This is a genomic window from Isoptericola maris (assembly GCF_048065335.1).
GTDB lineage: Bacteria > Actinomycetota > Actinomycetes > Actinomycetales > Cellulomonadaceae > Isoptericola > Isoptericola rhizosphaerae.
In genome coordinates this window covers 685,726-701,460 of record NZ_JBLUNY010000001.1, presented here as the reverse complement: position 1 = coordinate 701,460, position 15,735 = coordinate 685,726, and the positions used below count along the sequence as shown (strand labels likewise).

Annotated in this window: 14 protein-coding genes; 9 read left to right on the top strand and 5 right to left on the bottom strand. The window is 72.8% G+C overall.

Annotated elements, in window-relative coordinates:
• Window positions 1-20: 20 nt before the first annotated feature.
• The 3 genes from ACH5HR_RS03475 to ACH5HR_RS03465 are packed head-to-tail and all read right to left on the bottom strand — an operon-like array spanning window position 21 to window position 4,139.
• A complete protein-coding gene (locus ACH5HR_RS03475) occupies window positions 21-2,576 on the bottom strand; it encodes an ATP-dependent DNA ligase (protein WP_416476257.1) in 2,556 nt (851 codons plus the stop codon).
• Window positions 2,577-2,619: 43 nt separating this feature from the next.
• Window positions 2,620-3,408 carry an ABC transporter permease gene (locus ACH5HR_RS03470; protein ID WP_402371113.1) on the bottom strand — a complete coding sequence of 263 codons (789 nt, stop codon included), beginning with the start codon at window positions 3,406-3,408 and terminating at the stop codon, window positions 2,620-2,622.
• Window positions 3,405-4,139 (bottom strand): ABC transporter ATP-binding protein, encoded by a 735-nt coding sequence (locus ACH5HR_RS03465; RefSeq protein ID WP_416476255.1) that lies wholly within the window; start codon window positions 4,137-4,139, stop codon window positions 3,405-3,407. The genes ACH5HR_RS03470 and ACH5HR_RS03465 overlap by 4 nt, the downstream gene beginning before the upstream one ends.
• Before the next feature lie 112 nt (window positions 4,140-4,251).
• Here ACH5HR_RS03465 and ACH5HR_RS03460 point away from each other — a divergent pair, with 112 nt between their 5' ends.
• The gene (locus tag ACH5HR_RS03460; protein WP_416476253.1) at window positions 4,252-5,391 is read left to right on the top strand and encodes a sensor histidine kinase; all 1,140 of its coding nucleotides are present in this window, start codon (window positions 4,252-4,254) and stop codon (window positions 5,389-5,391) included.
• A 41-nt stretch (window positions 5,392-5,432) separates the two neighbouring features.
• Window positions 5,433-6,071 carry a response regulator gene (locus ACH5HR_RS03455; protein ID WP_416476251.1) on the top strand — a complete coding sequence of 213 codons (639 nt, stop codon included), beginning with the start codon at window positions 5,433-5,435 and terminating at the stop codon, window positions 6,069-6,071.
• A 93-nt stretch (window positions 6,072-6,164) separates the two neighbouring features.
• Here the strand turns inward: ACH5HR_RS03455 and ACH5HR_RS03450 are convergent, their stop codons facing one another.
• The gene (locus ACH5HR_RS03450) at window positions 6,165-7,796 is read right to left on the bottom strand and encodes an RICIN domain-containing protein (RefSeq protein ID WP_416476249.1); all 1,632 of its coding nucleotides are present in this window, start codon (window positions 7,794-7,796) and stop codon (window positions 6,165-6,167) included.
• 124 nt (window positions 7,797-7,920) lie between these two features.
• Between ACH5HR_RS03450 and ACH5HR_RS03445 the strand changes: the two genes are divergently transcribed.
• Window positions 7,921-8,151, top strand: coding sequence for an SCO4848 family membrane protein (locus tag ACH5HR_RS03445; protein ID WP_402371123.1), 231 nt, complete (start codon window positions 7,921-7,923; stop codon window positions 8,149-8,151).
• A 46-nt stretch (window positions 8,152-8,197) separates the two neighbouring features.
• A complete protein-coding gene (gene ku / locus ACH5HR_RS03440; RefSeq protein ID WP_416476247.1) occupies window positions 8,198-9,049 on the top strand; it encodes a non-homologous end joining protein Ku in 852 nt (283 codons plus the stop codon).
• 24 nt (window positions 9,050-9,073) lie between these two features.
• Here the strand turns inward: ku and ACH5HR_RS03435 are convergent, their stop codons facing one another.
• Window positions 9,074-9,613, bottom strand: a complete 540-nt coding sequence (locus ACH5HR_RS03435) for a TetR/AcrR family transcriptional regulator (RefSeq protein ID WP_402371127.1) — start codon at window positions 9,611-9,613, stop codon at window positions 9,074-9,076.
• Window positions 9,614-9,715: 102 nt separating this feature from the next.
• On the opposite strand from ACH5HR_RS03435, the gene ACH5HR_RS03430 reads away from it, so the two are divergent.
• From ACH5HR_RS03430 to ACH5HR_RS03410, 5 genes are all read left to right on the top strand, one after another.
• Entirely contained in the window at window positions 9,716-11,245 is a 1,530-nt protein-coding gene (locus ACH5HR_RS03430; protein ID WP_416476246.1) for an MFS transporter, read from the top strand.
• A 49-nt stretch (window positions 11,246-11,294) separates the two neighbouring features.
• Entirely contained in the window at window positions 11,295-12,980 is a 1,686-nt protein-coding gene (locus tag ACH5HR_RS03425; RefSeq protein WP_416476245.1) for a metallophosphoesterase family protein, read from the top strand.
• A 29-nt stretch (window positions 12,981-13,009) separates the two neighbouring features.
• Window positions 13,010-13,705, top strand: coding sequence for a metal-dependent transcriptional regulator (locus ACH5HR_RS03420; protein WP_402371136.1), 696 nt, complete (start codon window positions 13,010-13,012; stop codon window positions 13,703-13,705).
• A gap of 86 nt (window positions 13,706-13,791) precedes the next feature.
• Complete coding sequence (locus tag ACH5HR_RS03415; protein WP_416476244.1) at window positions 13,792-15,000, top strand: MFS transporter; 1,209 nt, start codon at window positions 13,792-13,794, stop codon at window positions 14,998-15,000.
• Window positions 15,001-15,046: 46 nt separating this feature from the next.
• Window positions 15,047-15,709 (top strand): vitamin K epoxide reductase family protein, encoded by a 663-nt coding sequence (locus ACH5HR_RS03410; protein WP_416476243.1) that lies wholly within the window; start codon window positions 15,047-15,049, stop codon window positions 15,707-15,709.
• Window positions 15,710-15,735 lie beyond the last annotated feature (26 nt).

Sequence of the window (15,735 nt, the reverse complement as noted above, 5' to 3'; positions counted from 1 at the left end):
GTTGGACGGCCACGGCGGTGTCACTCCGTGGTGACGTCCTGCGGGGTCTTGTCGGGTCGCCAGCCACGCCACACCGCGTGCCGCAGCCGCGACTCGTCGTCGGCACCCACGTCGTCCGGCCGAGCGGTCCAGTCGGCGTACTCGACCTCTCCCACCAGGGTCGGTTCCGTCCAGCGGGCGTGCGCCGCCTCCGAGGCCGGCACACCGTCCAACGGGGCGTCGTCGCGCTCCAGGTCCGCGAGCCGGGCCGCGAGGTCGCGACGGTCGCGCTCGCGGAACCCCGTGCCCACCTTGCCGACGTAGCGCAGCCGCGTCCCGCCGTCGGGCACGGGCACCGGCACGGCGAGCAGCAGCGATCCCACGTTGCGCACGTCGGCCCGGCCGCTCCCGGCGTGCAGCGGGCGCCAACCCACCACGACGACCTCCTGGGTGTGCGCGTGCTTCAGCTTGAGCCAGTCGCGCGACCGACGAGAGGTCGTGTACCCGGACCGACGCCGCTTCGCGACGAGACCCTCGAGCCCGAGCCGCCGGGACTCCGCCATCGCCTCGGACGCGTCACCGGGCAGCGCCTCCGGCACGTGCACCGGCCGGCGGGGGGCGATCACCCGCGCCAGGATCTCGCGGCGCTCGTCGTACGTGTGGTCCGTGACGTCGACGCCCGCCACGCGCAGCACGTCGAAGAGCACGAGGTCCACGCCCACGCCGCGGCGCGCCCGTTCGACGTCGCGCGGCCTGACCAGGTTGGCCCGCTGCTGCAGGCGCCGGAAGCTCGGTCGCCCCTTCCCGTCCAGCGCCACGATCTCGCCGTCCAGCACCAGGGGCAGCTCGGCGTCGGGCACCATCTCGCCGATCGCGGCCAGCTCCGGGAAGGTCGGCGTGAGGTCCCGGCCCGAGCGGGAGGTGAGGCGCACCCGAGCCGGTGATCCGGGCAGCACCTCCACGACGGCCCGGAAACCGTCCCACTTGGCCTCGAACGCCCACTCGGCGGTGTCCAGCCTGGTCAGCTCCGCGGGGGCGGCGGTGGTCGCGAGCATCGGGCGTGGTGGAGCGCCGAGGCGCGCGCCCGGCGATCCGCGCCCCGTGGTGGACGACGGCGCAACCTCGTCGGGTCCGGTCGTCGGTGCGCCCGCGTCGTCGGGCTGGTCCTTGGTGCGGTGGATGAGCCAGGAGCTCTCGCTGCCGTCGCGCCCGCCCGTCTGGATGAGGGCGAGACGCCGTCGTCCCCGCCGCTCGCTGTGCAGGGTGACGATGACCTCCTTGCCCTCGCGCCACTTCTCGAGCTCGTAGCTGCCCGCGTCCCAGATCGTCACCTCGCCGGCGCCGTACTCGCCGGCAGGGATCGTCCCCTCGAAGCCGCCGTACTCCAGCGGGTGGTCCTCCGTCTGCACCGCCAGGTGGTTCTGGGCCGGGTCGGTCGGTTCGCCCTTGGGCAGCGCCCAGCTCACGAGCACGCCGTCGTGCTCCAGCCGGAAGTCCCAGTGCAGGCGCCGGGCGTGGTGCTCCTGGATGACGAACGACGGGCCGGTCGTCCCCGCGGCCTCTCCGGGCGGGTCCGTGCGGTCGGCACCCGGGCCGAACGGCTCCGGGGTCTTGCCGGGGTCGCGCTTGGACCGGTACGTCTCGAGCCGCTGGAACGACGCGAGGCGTTCCGGCGTGGGCTCGAGCCGGGACAGGTGGCCGGTGAGCAGGGGAGCGAGGAGATCGCCGTCGCGATCGAGCCGCTCGAGGACCTCGGCGTGGCCCAGCTGGCGCAGGTCCGGGTCGTCGAGCTCGTCCCAGGTCCGGGGTGCGGCCACCGTCGGTTCCTCGCGGCCGCGCAGCGAGTACGGCGCGATCGTCGTCTTGGCGCCGTTGTTCTGCGACCAGTCGACCAGCACCTTGCCCGCCCGGAGCGACTTCTTCATGTCGCTGACCACGAGGTCCGGATGGGCGGACTCCAGGTGGCGTGCGAGCTCCTTCGCGACGGCGGAGACGTCGTCGGACGTCAGCTCGCCATGGTCGGCCGTGAGCGCCGAGTACAGGTGGATGCCCTGGGACCCGCTGGTGACGGGCAGCGGCTCGAGGTTCATGCCGACCAGGATGTCGCGGGCCAGCCGGGCGACCTCGGCGCACTCGGCCAGGCCCGCCCCGGGCCCGGGGTCGAGGTCGAGGACCAGACGGTCCGGGGCCAGCGGAGCACCGGTGCGACCGAACTGCCACTGCGGGGTGTGGATCTCGAGCGTGGCCGTCTGCCCGAGCCAGGTCAGCGTGGCGAGGTCGTCGACCAGCACGTAGTCGTTGGTGGAGGACGTGTGCCGCATGGTGCGCCGCGGCACCCACTCGGGCGTCGAGGCATCGAGGTTCTTCTGGAAGAACATCTGCCCGGTGACACCGTCCGGCCACCGCTTGCGCGTGGCCGGACGGTGCGCGGCGTGCGCCACGAGCGCGGGCGCCACCTGAGAGAGGTAGTGCAGCACCTCACCCTTGGTGGTGCCCGTCGCCGGGTAGAGCACCTTGCCCAGATTGGTCAGCTGCAGCCGGTGGCCGTCGACCGAGACCGTCTGGGGCCGGGTCCGGGGCGCGTCGGCTGCTGCCATGCGCCCATGCTGCCGCGCACCGGGCCGACGCGCAGGTCCGGGCTCACTCCCACCGGAACCACAGCGCGGCCAGGGCGCTGCTGACCACGGTCGCCACAGCGAGCCCGGCGACGGCGGACAGGGGCACGACGTCGCCCGCCCAGGCGGCCCCGAGCGCGTCGACCGCCGCGCCGAAGGGCAGCATCCCGCCGACGTCGGCGAGCGGCTCCGGCAGGTTGTCCCGGGGGCCGAACATGCCGCCCAGCGCGGCCATCGCGAAGAAGGCGACCAGGCCGATCGCCACGGCCGACTGCGGGGTCGGCGCGATCGCGGCGACGAGCATGCCGACGCCGTACATGGCTGCGACGGTCAGGGCGAGCACCGCGACGGCCGTCCAGCCGTCCACCGGCGGGTGGGCGCCGAACGCGACCCAGGCGACGCCCAGCGTGAGCACCAGGCCGAGCAGGATCTGCACGATCCCGACCACCGCCTGGGCGACCAGCACCATCACCGGGGAGGCGGGCGTCACGCCGAGGCGGCGCAGGATCCCGGTGCGCCGGTAGGCGGCCAGGAAGCTCGGCATGTTGACCACGCCGACCATGGCGACCACGAAGGCCAGGGTGATGGGCAGCACGAAGATGTCGAGGGCCGTGCGGCCGCCGGTGCCGGGGATCACGACGTCGGTGTCGAAGCTGATGCCGTTCATGACCAGGATGAGCGTCGGCATGCCGAGGGGGACGATGAGCCCGGCGGTGTCGCGTGCGACCACCTTCGCCTCGGCGGCCGTCATCGCCAGCCACGCCCGGGCTCCGGGGCGCACCTCGGGCAGGGACGGGGTCAGGGTGTCGGTCATCGGGTCCCTCCGGTCAGTGTCAGGTACGCCTCTTCGAGCCCGGCGTCCGGGGCCAGGCCGGCGTCGGCGGCCAGGCCGGCCGGCGTGTTCGCGGCGACGACGCGGCCGGCCTCGAGGACGACGGCGCGGTCGCACAGCTTCTCGACCTCGTCCATGTGGTGGCTCACCAGCAGCACCGTGGTGCCGTCGTCGCGCAGGCCGCGGACGAGGTCGAGCATGCCGCGCCGGGCCTCGGGGTCGAGGCCGGTGGTGAGCTCGTCGAGGATCACCACCCGCGGGTTGCCGACCAGTGCCACGGCGATCGAGGTGCGCTGCATCTGCCCGCCGGAGAGGTCGGAGAACCGGGTACGGCGGCTGCCGGTCAGGCCCATGGCCTCGATGAGCTCGTCGGGTTCGCGGCCCGTCGGGTAGAAGGAGCGGTGCAGCCGCACGAGCTCGAGCACCGTCAGGGCGTCGTGCAGGCGGGGCTGCTGGAGCTGGACGCCCAGGACGCCACGGACCTTGGCGCGGTCGGTCCGGGGGTCGTGGTCCAGCACCCGGACCGTGCCGGCGTCGGGGGCGCGCAGGCCGCTGACGAGGTCGACCGTCGTGGACTTGCCGGCCCCGTTGCGGCCCAGCAGCCCGACGATCTCGCCGACCTCGACATGGAGGCTGACGTCGTCCAGCGCCACGGTGGTCCGCCCCCGACGGCGGAACTCCTTGCGCAGGTTCCTCGCTCGTATCGCTGTCATGGTCTCGACGCTAGGGACGCCGGGCACCGGCGGTCGCGTGCCACGGGTCATGACCTGGGCCCATGACTTGTGGCACCCGCCGCACGTCGTCGACCTGCCGTAGCGTGGAACCGTGCGACGCCCCGGAGCCGAGACCGTCTCAGGCCTGACCGTGCTGGCGGTGTGCTTCACCGTCGTGCTGATCGTCCCGCTCGCCGTGGAGAGCCCGGCATACCTCATCCCGGTGTGGACCTGGTGGGTCGCGGCCGCGTGCTACCTGTCGGTGACTGTCTGGGTGATGATGCAGCCGTCGGGCGCTCGCCGTACGGTCGCCGGCGTCGCCGCGCAGACGGCGCTGGCCGGCGTCCTCATCATCGGCATCCCGGGCGCCGGGTGGTTGCCGATCCTGCTCGTGTTCGGCGCGGCGCTGAGCACCTACCTGGTGTCGTGGCGGGCCACCGCGGTGGTCATCGTCGTCAACACCGCAGTCCTGGTGGTCGGCTTGGTGCTGGGCGCCCGGCTGCGGGACAGCGAGGTGCCGGTGGTGGAGATCGTGCTGAGCGCCGGGCTGTACCTGCTGCTCCAGGTCGCGTCGGCACTGGTCAGCGCCGTCCTGCAGCGCGAGCAGCGGCTGCGCACCGAGCTGTCCGTGGCGCACACCGACCTCGCCGCAGCCACCGTGCTGCGCGACGAGACGAGCCGCGCCTCGGAGCGGCTGCGGATCGCGCGCGAGCTGCACGACCTGCTCGGCCACCAGCTCACCGTGCTCACGCTGGAGCTGGAGTCGGCGACCCACCGCACGGGTGCCGCGCAGACCGAGCACGTGGAGCGTGCGCGGAGCATGGCGCGCGAGCTGTTGGGTGACGTGCGGACGACGGTGGGCGAGCTGCGCCGTCGGGCACCCGACCTGCGCGAGGCGCTCGGTGCGGTGGCTGACGCGGTACCGCACCCCCGGGTGGTGGTGTCCGTCGCCGACGACGTCTCCGCGGACGAGGAGCAGACCGCAGCGCTGGTCCGGGTGGCCCAGGAGGCCGCGACGAACGCCGTACGGCACGCGGAGGAGGTGACGCAGCTGACGTTCGAGGTCGGCGTCGCGAACGGCATGCTGACGTTCGTGGCGCAGGACGACGGCTACGGCGCGGGCCGGGTGACGCCGGGCAACGGGTTGCGGGGGATCGTCGAGCGCACGGAGGCGCTGGGCGGCAGCGTGCGGTACGCCGGCGGACGCGGGTTCCGTCTCGAGGTCGCGATGCCGCAGCGGGTGCTCTCGTGAGCGTCGCGGGCGGCGGGTCACCCGCGACGCGGGTGGTGCTGGTGGACGATCAGACTCTCGTGCGCCACGGCATCCGCAGCCTGCTGGAGATCGCGGGCGGGGTGGAGGTGGTCGCGGAGGCGGACGACGGCGGCTCCGGGGTCTCGGCCGTGGTCGAGCACGATCCTGACGTGGTGCTCCTCGACCTGCGCATGCCCGGCACCGACGGGCTGTGGGCGTTGGGCGAGCTCCGCCGTCGTCGGCTGGACGTGCCGGTGCTGGTGCTGACCACGTTCGACGACGACGAGCTCGTGCTGGCGGCGCTGCGAGCGGGCGCTCAGGGCTACCTGCTCAAGGACGTGACGGTCGAGCAGCTCGCGGGCGCGGTCCGCACGCTGGCCGACGGCGGCACCCATGTCCAGCCGTCGGTGACGGCCCGCCTGGTCCGGGCGCTGGGGTCGGGTGCCGTGCCGGAGGTCGCGCCCGGGTTGCGGGAGGCGTTCGTCCAGCCGCTGACCGAGCGTGAGACGCAGGTGCTGCGGCTGATGGCAGAGGGCTGCACCAACCGGGTGATCGCCGACGTGCTCCACCTGGCGCCCGGCACGGTGAAGAACCACGTCTCGGCGGTGCTGCTCAAGCTGGACACGACCGACCGGACCAAGGCGGTGCTGCGCGCGCTGCACCACGGCTTGCTCGGTTGAGACGCAAGCAAGCTGTGTTGTGGGGGGGGAATCTGGCCCGATATGCCTGGTTGGTACGGATGTCGGCGCCAGATTTCCCGCCCACAACCCTGCTCAGCAGGTCTGGTCGCTGCTGTCGTTCCAGGTGATGTTCGTCAGCCGGGTGTTGTCCCCGCAGGGCGACTCACGGATCGACGTGCCGTGCAGGGAGAGGTTCGCGAAGGTGACGTCGCGGGTGTTCGCGAACTCCGAGCGGGCGGCGATGCGGATGTCTCCCGGGCCGGAGACCGTGCCCCCCTGGGACGCGATCGTCACGTTGTAGCAGTTCTCGACGAGGATCGCGTTGGACCCGGTGTCGGCGATGTCGACACGCTCGATCACCGCTCCGCCCGACTCCGAGACGCAGAAGATGCCGCGCCCACCGCCGCGGGCGACGACCTCACCGACCCGGACGTTGGTCGGGTAGGAGCCGTCGACGGACCCGTTGCGGTTGGCCATGCGGAACGCGGCATAGCCGGTCCCGGTGCCCGCGCCCTGAGCGTCGACCTTCCCGACCGTGGCGTTGACCGTGTCGTTGAGGAGCAGGCCGGAGTACCCGGTGTTCCGGGCGGTGACGGTCCCGATGGTCAGGCCGTCGACGCCGTAGGTCTCGACCCCGTGGTTGTTCGTGCCGGAGACGTAGACGTCGTCGATCCGGATGTTCCGCGCCTCGCGGACGGCATCGTCGTCCCGGGAGTCGATGCGGATGCCGAGGCCGCCGGACAGCCGCAGGTCGATCTGGCCGAGATGCACGTCGGAGGACGTGCGTACCCAGACCCCGAAGTACGGGGCGCCGGTGAGGCTGAGGTGGGGGACCGACACGTCGCGGGCGTGGCGGATGCGGATCGGGGCGTTGTTCCCGCTGGCCGAGCCCGTCACGTCGATCGTGCCGCAGACCTCGAGGGAGGTGTGGCTCGGCAGGTCGATCGAGCTGGAGGCGGACATCGAGCCGGAGCCGCGCACGACGACGCGCTCCTGGGTCGTGCGGCCGGCGGTGAGCCCGCCGACGGCGGCACGGACGGCCGAGGCCATGTCGGAGCCGGAGTAGAGCGTCGTCCCGCCGCGGTGCGCGGTCCAGGTGGAGCCGGAACGGACGGCCTCGGTGGTGAAGCTCCCGCTGCCGCACTCGGTGCTCCCCGGCTCGTCGCCGACCGGGACGAGGTCCCAGACCTGGTTGGCGCCGCCGAGCGACGTGTACTGGCTGAGCCGGTCCGCCGGGGTGGTGGACCACTCCCACACCTCGAGCGCCTTGCCGCTGTTGCGGTTGACGAGCTGGACGCCGCCGTCGGTGTCGACCGGCCGCCACTGCTGGTTGGAGCCCCCGGTGTCGGTGTACTGACGGATCTCGGCGCCGTCGGCCGTGGACTTCTCCCAGACGTCGAGGGCCTTGCCGGAGTGGACGGAGACGATGCGGTAGTAGCCGGAGCCGGCGTCGACGAAGTGCCACCGTTGCCAGGCCGCGTCGGTGCGGTGCCACTGGATGATCTCGGCGCCGTTCTCGGTGGAGGCGTCGAGCACGTCGGCGACGAGGCCGCTGTGCCGGTTGACCAGCACGTACTCGGTGCCGGTGTCGATCGTGGCGGCCCGGGCCGCGGGCGCTCCGGCGACGGTCAGCGTCGCCGCGGCGATGATCAGGGCGACCAGCGACGCCAGCAGGCGCCTGCTGGTCCGCCACGGGGTGGTGCTCGGGAAAGCGATCGTTCGCACGTCGTGCTCCTTTGCATCGATGGCGTGCCGGGCGGCCCCCTCGCCGCGGCTCTACATCGATGAACGTACAGCGGTTCCGTCGCCGGGGGAAAGCGTTGTCTCACCCGGTGGGATACTCGGGGGCGTGCAGCTCCCTGTCGTGTGGTCCCTCGTCCTGATCCTCGCCGCCGTGTGGAACCTCGTGGTCTGGCCCCAGTTCTGGCGCCGCGTGACGAAGGACCCGCGCGCCCGCGACGAGGCCGGGCGGCCCACGCGCTTCTACACCGTGCACGCGGTCCTCGTCGGCGTCTCGGTCGCCCTCGCCCTCCTGGTCGGGGTCGTGGGGGTGCTCGGCGTCCTGGGGAACGGCGGCTGACCCGCGACGTGCTGCGCGCACGCGCGTTGCGCGTGACCATGGGGTCATGAGGGCCATCTGGAAGGGTGCGGTGACGTTCGGTCTCGTCAACGTCCCGGTGAAGCTGTACAGCGCGACGTCCGACCATGACGTCTCGCTGCACCAGGTGCACGACGCCGACGGCGGCCGGATCCGCTATCGGCGCGTCTGCGAGCTCGACGGCGAGACGGTGCCCTACGAGCACATCGACAAGGCCTACGACGACGGCGAGCGCATGGTGGTGCTGACGAAGGACGACTTCGCCGCGCTGCCGGCCGAGACCAACCGCGAGATCGAGGTCGTGGAGTTCGTGCCGAGCGACCAGGTCGACCCCGTGCTGCTGGACCGCACCTACTACCTCGAGCCGGACTCCAAGAGCCCGAAGGCGTACGTGCTCCTGCGGCGCACGCTCGAGGAGACGGACCGGACCGCGATCGTGAAGTTCGCGCTGCGCCAGCGCACCCGCCTGGCCGCGCTGCGGGTGCGCGAGGAGGTCCTCACTCTGCAGACGCTGCTGTGGGCCGACGAGATCCGGGAGGCCGAGTTCCCGTCCCTGGACGGCTCGACCTCTGTCTCGGACAAGGAGCTGGCGATGTCCGCCCAGCTGGTGTCGAGCTACGAGTCCGACTTCACGCCCGAGGACTACACCGACGAGTACCAGGCTCAGCTGCGCCAGCTCATCGAGGCCAAGATCGAGAAGGGCGACACCCTCGACCCGGCCGAGACCTTCGGCGCCAAGGAGGAGGGCGAGGGTGCGGAGGTCGTGGACCTCATGGAGGCGCTGAAGCGGTCCGTCGAGTCGTCGAGGTCGTCGTCGAAGTCCGGTTCGTCGTCGAAGTCGTCGAAGTCCTCGAAGTCGTCCCAACGCAAGACCGGCTGACCCGCCGGGCGGGAGCGCCCCACCTCAGCCGGTGCGGGTGGGCTGGGTCGCGACGAGCCGATCGACGATCTGCAGGAGCTCGTCCAGGTCGGGCGACTGCGCCCCGATCGAGCTGCGGTGGTAGAGACCGTCGCTGATCAGCATGATCGCGTGCGCGGTCGGCGCGTCCTCGACCTGGGTCGTGACGGCCCGGGTCCAGGTGTCGTGCGCCGTGTCGAGCGCGGTGCGGGCGTGCGGTGCGGATCCCTGCGCGAGCTGGGACACGCCGCGGAACGCGAGGTCGAGCTCGCCCCCCGTCTCCAGTGAGCTCCGCAGCAGGTAGGCCACGGGCCCCTCGGGTGCGGACGTCATGACGGCCACGTCGGCGGCGATGAGGGCGTGCAGGTGGTCCACGAGCCCGTCGACCAGCGCGTCCCGGGTGGGGAAGTGGTACAGCAGGCCGCCCTTGGAGACGCCGGCGCGCTCCGCGACCGCGTCGAGGGTGGCGGACCGCTCGCCCGAGGTGACGAGGAGCTCGGCGAAGGCGTGCAGGACCTTGGCTCGTGCGGCGGGGGCGGGAGGCATGGTTGTCAGGGTAGCGGGCCAAGCGTTACTGTACCGTCTGGACGGTACAGAAGATCGGCGCGCGGCGTCGCCCTGGCCGCCGCTCGTCGTGAGAGGAACGTCGTGACCACCATCTCGGTGACGACACCGCAGCCCTCGGCACCCGCGCTCCGCGACCGTCGCTGGATCGCTCTCGTCGCACTGATGCTGCCGGTGCTGCTCGTGTCCGTGGACAACACCGTCCTCAGCTTTGCCCTGCCGCAGATCTCGGCAGACCTGCGGCCCACCGGCACGCAGCTCCTGTGGGTCGTGGACGTCTACCCGCTCGTCCTCGCCGGCCTCCTCGTGCCGATGGGATCCCTGGCCGACCGCGTCGGCCGCCGGCGGCTGCTCCTCGTCGGGTCGATCGGCTTCGCCGTGGTCTCCGCCGTCGCCGCCTTCGCGCCGACCGCCGACATGCTCGTGGCCACCCGTGCTGCTCTCGGGTTCTTCGGGGCGATGCTCATGCCCTCGACGCTCTCGCTCCTGCGCAACGTGTTCGTCGACCGGGAGGAGCGGCGGCTGGCGATCGCGATCTGGGCCACGGGGTGGGCGGCCGGCAGCGCTCTGGGTCCCATCGTGGGCGGGCTGCTGCTCCAGCACTTCTGGTGGGGCTCCGTCTTCCTCCTGGCGGTTCCTGTGCTGGTCTTCTTCCTCCTGCTCGCGCCTGCCGTGCTGCCCGAGTCGAAGGACCCGGAGCCCGGCCCGCTCGACCTCGTCTCCGTGGCCCTGGCCATGGTCACCATGACCCCGCTCGTCTGGTCGGTCAAGAAGGTCGCCGCCGACGGCGTCACGGCGACCGCGCTCGCCGCGGTGACGGTCGGCGTCGTGAGCGGCATCCTCTTCGTGCACCGCCAGCTGCGCCGGCCGGTGCCGATGCTCGACGTCCGGCTGTTCCGGATCCCGGCGTTCAGCGGCGGCGTCGTGGTCAACCTGCTCAGCGTGTTCTCGCTGGTGGGCTTCCTGTTCTTCGTCTCCCAGGACCTGCAGATGGTGCACGGGCTCGCCCCGGTCGAGGCAGGGCTGGCGCTCCTGCCCGGCACGGTCGCCATGGTCGTCGCGGGCCTGAGCGTGGTGCGCATCGTGCGGCGGCTCCCGGCGCAGCGCGTCGTGGCGACGGCACTGCTCGTCTCGTCGCTCGGCTACCTGCTGGTCGCCCTCTTCGGGGGATCGGGACTGCTCGCCCCGCTGGTCGTCGCCTTCGTCGTGCTCTCGCTGGGGATCGGTGCCGCCGAGACGGTGAGCAACGACCTCATCGTCTCCAGCGTGCCGGCCGCGAAGGCCGGTGCCGCCTCGGCGATCTCCGAGACCGCGTACGAGCTCGGCGCCGTCCTGGGCACCGCCGTGCTCGGCAGCATCCTGACGGCGAGCTACGCCGCGTCCGTGGTGGTGCCCGCCGAGGTGCCGGCGTCGGACGCCGCGGCGGCCACCCAGACCCTCGGGGGCGCAGCCGAGGTGGCGGCGGGGCTGCCGGCGGCGACGGCCCGGGCGCTCGTCGAGTCGGCCCAGCAGGCGTTCGCCGGCGGGGTGGGGCTCACGGCGGCGATCGGCGTCGTGCTGATGCTCGTCGCAGCCGGTGTCGCGTTGCTCACGCTACGAGACCAGCGCCGCTGAGCGCGCCGGGTTGTGAGCGGGCCGCTTCGTCGGTGATCGTTGGTCCACCATGCGCGACAGACCCATTCCGCCCCGCTGGCTGCGCTGGGCGCTCGCCGCCCTCGCCGCCGTCGTCCTCTGCGTCGGTCTCGGGGTGACGACCGCGACGGCGACGCTGAGCCTCGGGCCCCATGAGGCCGACTACGCGGTGGACACCGACGGGCTCGTCGTGGTGGACCTCGGGCCGCTCGGCACGCTCGAGATCGACTCGCCGCTGCCGCTCGGGCTCGGGGTCGACATCACCGTCAAGGAGATCCCCGCCGATCTCTCGGCCGTGGGCGCGTCGTCGACGCTCGACCGGCTCGTGGGCGACCTCGACAGCTACCTGCAGTTCTACGACAGCCCCCAGGTGACGGTCGACGCCGTGACCGCGGCGCTGCTCACCGACGCGGCGCGCCGTGCGCTGCTCGCGCTGGCCGCGGTCGGCCTGGTCGGCTGGGGCGTCCGGGCGCTGCTCGGCGGCTCGCGACGGCGTGAGCTCGCGCGCGTCCTCGCGCCGCGGACGTGGCAGATCACGGCCGGGGTCCTGGTGGTGACGTTCATCGGCATGTCGCTCGTCTCGGCCGACGTCGGCGTACCCCGCTCCGGCCGGCCCGCCTCGGTCGTCTTCGAGGGCACCGCGCTGGAGGGCGCGCGCATCACGGGGCGTCTCGCCGGTGTGATCGACACGTACGGCGGCCAGCTCGTCGAGCTGTACGACGAGAACGAGGCGTTCTACGAGGCGGCGCGTGACGACCTGGGCAGCGCGTGGAACGCGTGGGAGATCCGGCACGCCGTCCGGACGAGCCTGGCCGAGCAGCTGGACGACGGTGCGGACGAAGCCGTGGCGGGGGACGACGGCGAGGACGTCGTGTCGATGCTTGTCGTGTCGGACCTGCACTGCAATACCGGCATGTCGACGGTGATCGAGGAGGCAGTCCAGCGCTCGGGCGCCGAGGTGGTGCTCAACGCCGGCGACACCACCATGAACGGCACCGCCGTCGAGAAGGTCTGCGTGGACGCGTTCGCCTCTGCCGTGCCCGACGGCGTCGAGATGGTCGTCGCCGACGGCAACCACGACTCGGTCCTGACGTCCGAGCAGGAGGCCGCCCACGGCCAGGTCGTGCTCGACGGCAGCGTCGTCGAGATCGCCGGCGTCCGCGTGCTCGGTGACCGCGACGTCCTCGAGACCCGGGTCGGGGAGGGGACGCGGGCGGCGCGTGAGCAGCTGCCGGACGAGCAGGCCGCCGAGCTGGCCGTGACGGCGTGCGAGGACGACGTGGACCTGCTCCTCGTCCACACCCCGGTGATCGGCCTGCCCGCCCTCGAGTCCGGGTGCGTCCCGCTGCAGGTCTCCGGGCACACCCACCGGCGCTCCGGCCCGGAGCAGGTGGGCCGCGGGCTCCGGCACGTCTCGGCCAGCACCGCCGGTGCCGCGTCCGGGCAGCCCACCGTGGGCCCGTTGCGTGGCACGGCCGAGATGACCCTGCTGCGGTTCGACCGGGAGGCCCGTCAGTGGTTGGACAGCCAGGTGATCGCGGTCACGCCGACCGGCCAGGCGACGGTCTACGACCGCGTGCCGATGCCCGCCGTCGTGCCGCCGGTCGGCGAGCTGGACGACACGACCACGCCCGTCTCGCCGACGCCGGAGGGCGAGCCGTCCGGCACGAGCTCACCCTCGGGGTCCCCGGCCGTCGGCGGCCCGCTCGCGCCCTGAGCGAGCGGGCCCCGCGTAGGCTTTCAGGCGTGACCGACACCGAGACGCAGCCGGCCGACCTCACGTCCGTGGCGCAGGACTACCTCAAGACCATCTGGTCCGCGCAGGAGTGGAGCGACGAGAAGGTCACCACCGGGCTGCTCGCCGACCGGCTCGGCGTCGGTCCGTCGACCGTCTCCGAGACGGTCCGGAGGCTGACGGCGCAGGGTCTGCTGGGCCACGAGCCCTACGGCGGGGTGTGGCTGACCGATCTCGGACGGCGGCACGCGTTGACGATGGTGCGGCGGCACCGGCTGATCGAGACCTGGCTCGTGCGTGAGCTCGACTACACGTGGGACGAGGTGCACGACGAGGCCGAGGTGCTCGAGCACGCGGTCTCCGACCGCCTGGTGGCCCGGATCGACGCGCGCCTCGGCCACCCGGACCGCGACCCGCACGGGGACCCGATCCCGACGGCGGACGGCCGTGTCGTGCGGCCGGACGCCGTGCTGCTCGCCGACCTCGCCGCCGGGCAGAGCGGCGTCGTCGCGCGGATCTCCGACGCCGACCCGGAGGCGCTGCGGTACCTCGCCGGGCTCGGCCTGGAGCTGGACGTCGAGGTCACCGTGGTCCGGCGCCGGGACTACGCCGGGACGCTGTCGGTGACCTGGACCGGGGCGGAGGGGCCGGTGTCCGTGGATCTCGGGCACCTGGCGGCCTCGCGCATCCGCGTGGTCCCCGCGTAGGCTGGGCGCATCCCCGACGGCGTGCTCGCGATGCTTGCGACGCGCCGTCGAATCGTTTCGAGCGCTTCCGAACCCCGAGGACCCCTGTGACCCTGGCTCCCTCCCGCCCCGCCTCGCGCCTCAGCCCGGCCTCCTGGGCGCTCTTCGCCCTGGCGCTCGGCGGCTTCACGATCGGCACCACCGAGTTCGCGACCATGGGCATGCTCCCGCAGTTCGGCGCCGACCTCGGCGTCAGCGACCCGACGGCCGGGCACGCCGTCACCGCCTACGCCATCGGCGTCGTGGTGGGCGCGCCGCTGCTGACCGTCGCCGCGGCGCGGATGTCGCGCCGTCGGCTGCTGCTGTGGCTCATGGGGTGCTACACCGTGGCGAACGTGCTCTCGGCCGCCGCGCCGAGCATCGAGTGGCTGGTGGCCGGCCGGTTCCTCGCCGGGCTGCCGCACGGAGCGTTCTTCGGCGTCGGGGCGGCGGTGGGCGCCTCCGTCGCCGGACCGGGACGGCGCGGGCACGCGGTGGCCGTGATGATGACCGGGCTCACGGTCGCCAACGTGGTCGGCGTGCCGCTGTCCACCGCCGTCGGCCAGGCCTTCGGCTGGCGCCTCGCCTTCGTGCTCATCGGCGTCCTCGGGGGAGCGGCGCTGGTCGGGCTCTGGCGGTTCGTGCCCGAGCAGGGGCCGGTGGAGTCGAGCGTGCGGAAGGAGCTCGGCGCGCTGGCGAACGGGCCGATGTGGGTGGCGTTCGTGGCCGGTGCCATCGGCTTCGGCGGGCTGTTCGCCGTGTACACCTATGTCGCGCCGACGGTCACGCAGGTCACCGGGATGTCGGAGGGCTCCGTGCCCTGGGTGCTGGCGGTGATGGGCGTCGGGATGACCGTCGGCACGCTCGTGGGCGGCCGGCTCGCCGACCGCTCGGTGCTCGGCACGGTGATCGGCGGATTCCTGACCACCGCCGCGGCGCTCGTGCTGTTCGCGCTGACGGCAGGGTCGCCGGTCGGTGCCGTGGCCGGGCTCTTCCTGCTGGGCGTGACCTCCCAGGTGCTGGGCCTGGCGATGCAGACACGGCTCATGGACCTCTCGCCGCGGGCGGAGTCGCTCGGAGCCGCGCTGTGCCACTCGGCCCTCAACCTGGCCAACGCGGGCGGTGCGTTCTTCGGCGGGCTCGTCATCGCCGCCGGGTACGGGTACGTCGCGCCCGCCTGGACCGGCCTCGCGCTGACGTTCGTGGGTCTGGCCATCGTGCTCGCCTCGGCGCGGACCAGGGTGCGTCGCGCCCCGGTGAGCGCCGCGAGCTCCTGACGATGCACCCAGCGCCCTCCCAGAACCGTGCGGTAGCCTCACCCGCGTGAGCGACACGACGGTGAGCACCGACGGCTCCCACGGGAGCCCTGACGACCTCGACCGCGCGGGCGCCGCACCCGGGCTGCGCCGGTTGTCCGGCCGGACCTTCGGCACGCTGCTGGTGGTGCTCGGCGGGATCGGGTTCGGCGGCTCGCTGTGGCTCGCGATCGAGAAGGTCCTCAAGCTGCAGGACCCGGACCGCGTCACGTCGTGCAGCATCAACGTGTTCCTGGACTGCGGTGTCGCCATGGGTTCGTGGCAGGGTGCGATCCTGGGCTTCCCCAACCCGTTCCTCGGGGTGGCGGCCTTCCCGGTGGTGATCACCACCGGGATCGTGCTGCTCACCGGGGCACGTCTGCCGCGTTGGTACATGCTGAGCCTGTTGGCCGGCAGCGTCCTGGGCCAAGGGCTGATCGTCTTCATGATGTGGACCAGCTTCTACGCCCTCGTGGCGCTGTGCCCGGCCTGCATGGTGGTGTGGACCATCATGTGGCCCCTGCTGTGGGTGCAGGTCGTGCACGCCGTGCAGACCGGTGACCTCCGGGCGGGCGACGGGCTGCGACGCGCCGTCGTGGGCAACCGCTGGGTGATCCTCGCCATCGGCTACGTCGTCTCCGTGGCCTGGCTGCTGCTCGCCGTCGGACCGGCCCTCGTCGCCTCGTTCTGAGCCGTGGAACACCGGCCGGGCGACGA

What these genes read in the sequence shown, in the direction of transcription:
- ACH5HR_RS03465 (WP_416476255.1), bottom strand. Translation starts at nt 4,139, where the DNA reads ATGACAGCGATACGAGCGAGGAACCTGCGCAAGGAGTTCCGCCGTCGG.
- ACH5HR_RS03435 (WP_402371127.1), bottom strand. Translation starts at nt 9,613, where the DNA reads ATGCCTCCCGCCCCCGCCGCACGAGCCAAGGTCCTGCACGCCTTCGCC.
- ACH5HR_RS03475 (WP_416476257.1), bottom strand. Translation starts at nt 2,576, where the DNA reads ATGGCAGCAGCCGACGCGCCCCGGACCCGGCCCCAGACGGTCTCGGTC.
- ACH5HR_RS03425 (WP_416476245.1), top strand. Translation starts at nt 11,295, where the DNA reads ATGCGCGACAGACCCATTCCGCCCCGCTGGCTGCGCTGGGCGCTCGCC.
- ACH5HR_RS03470 (WP_402371113.1), bottom strand. Translation starts at nt 3,408, where the DNA reads ATGACCGACACCCTGACCCCGTCCCTGCCCGAGGTGCGCCCCGGAGCC.
- ku (WP_416476247.1), top strand. Translation starts at nt 8,198, where the DNA reads ATGAGGGCCATCTGGAAGGGTGCGGTGACGTTCGGTCTCGTCAACGTC.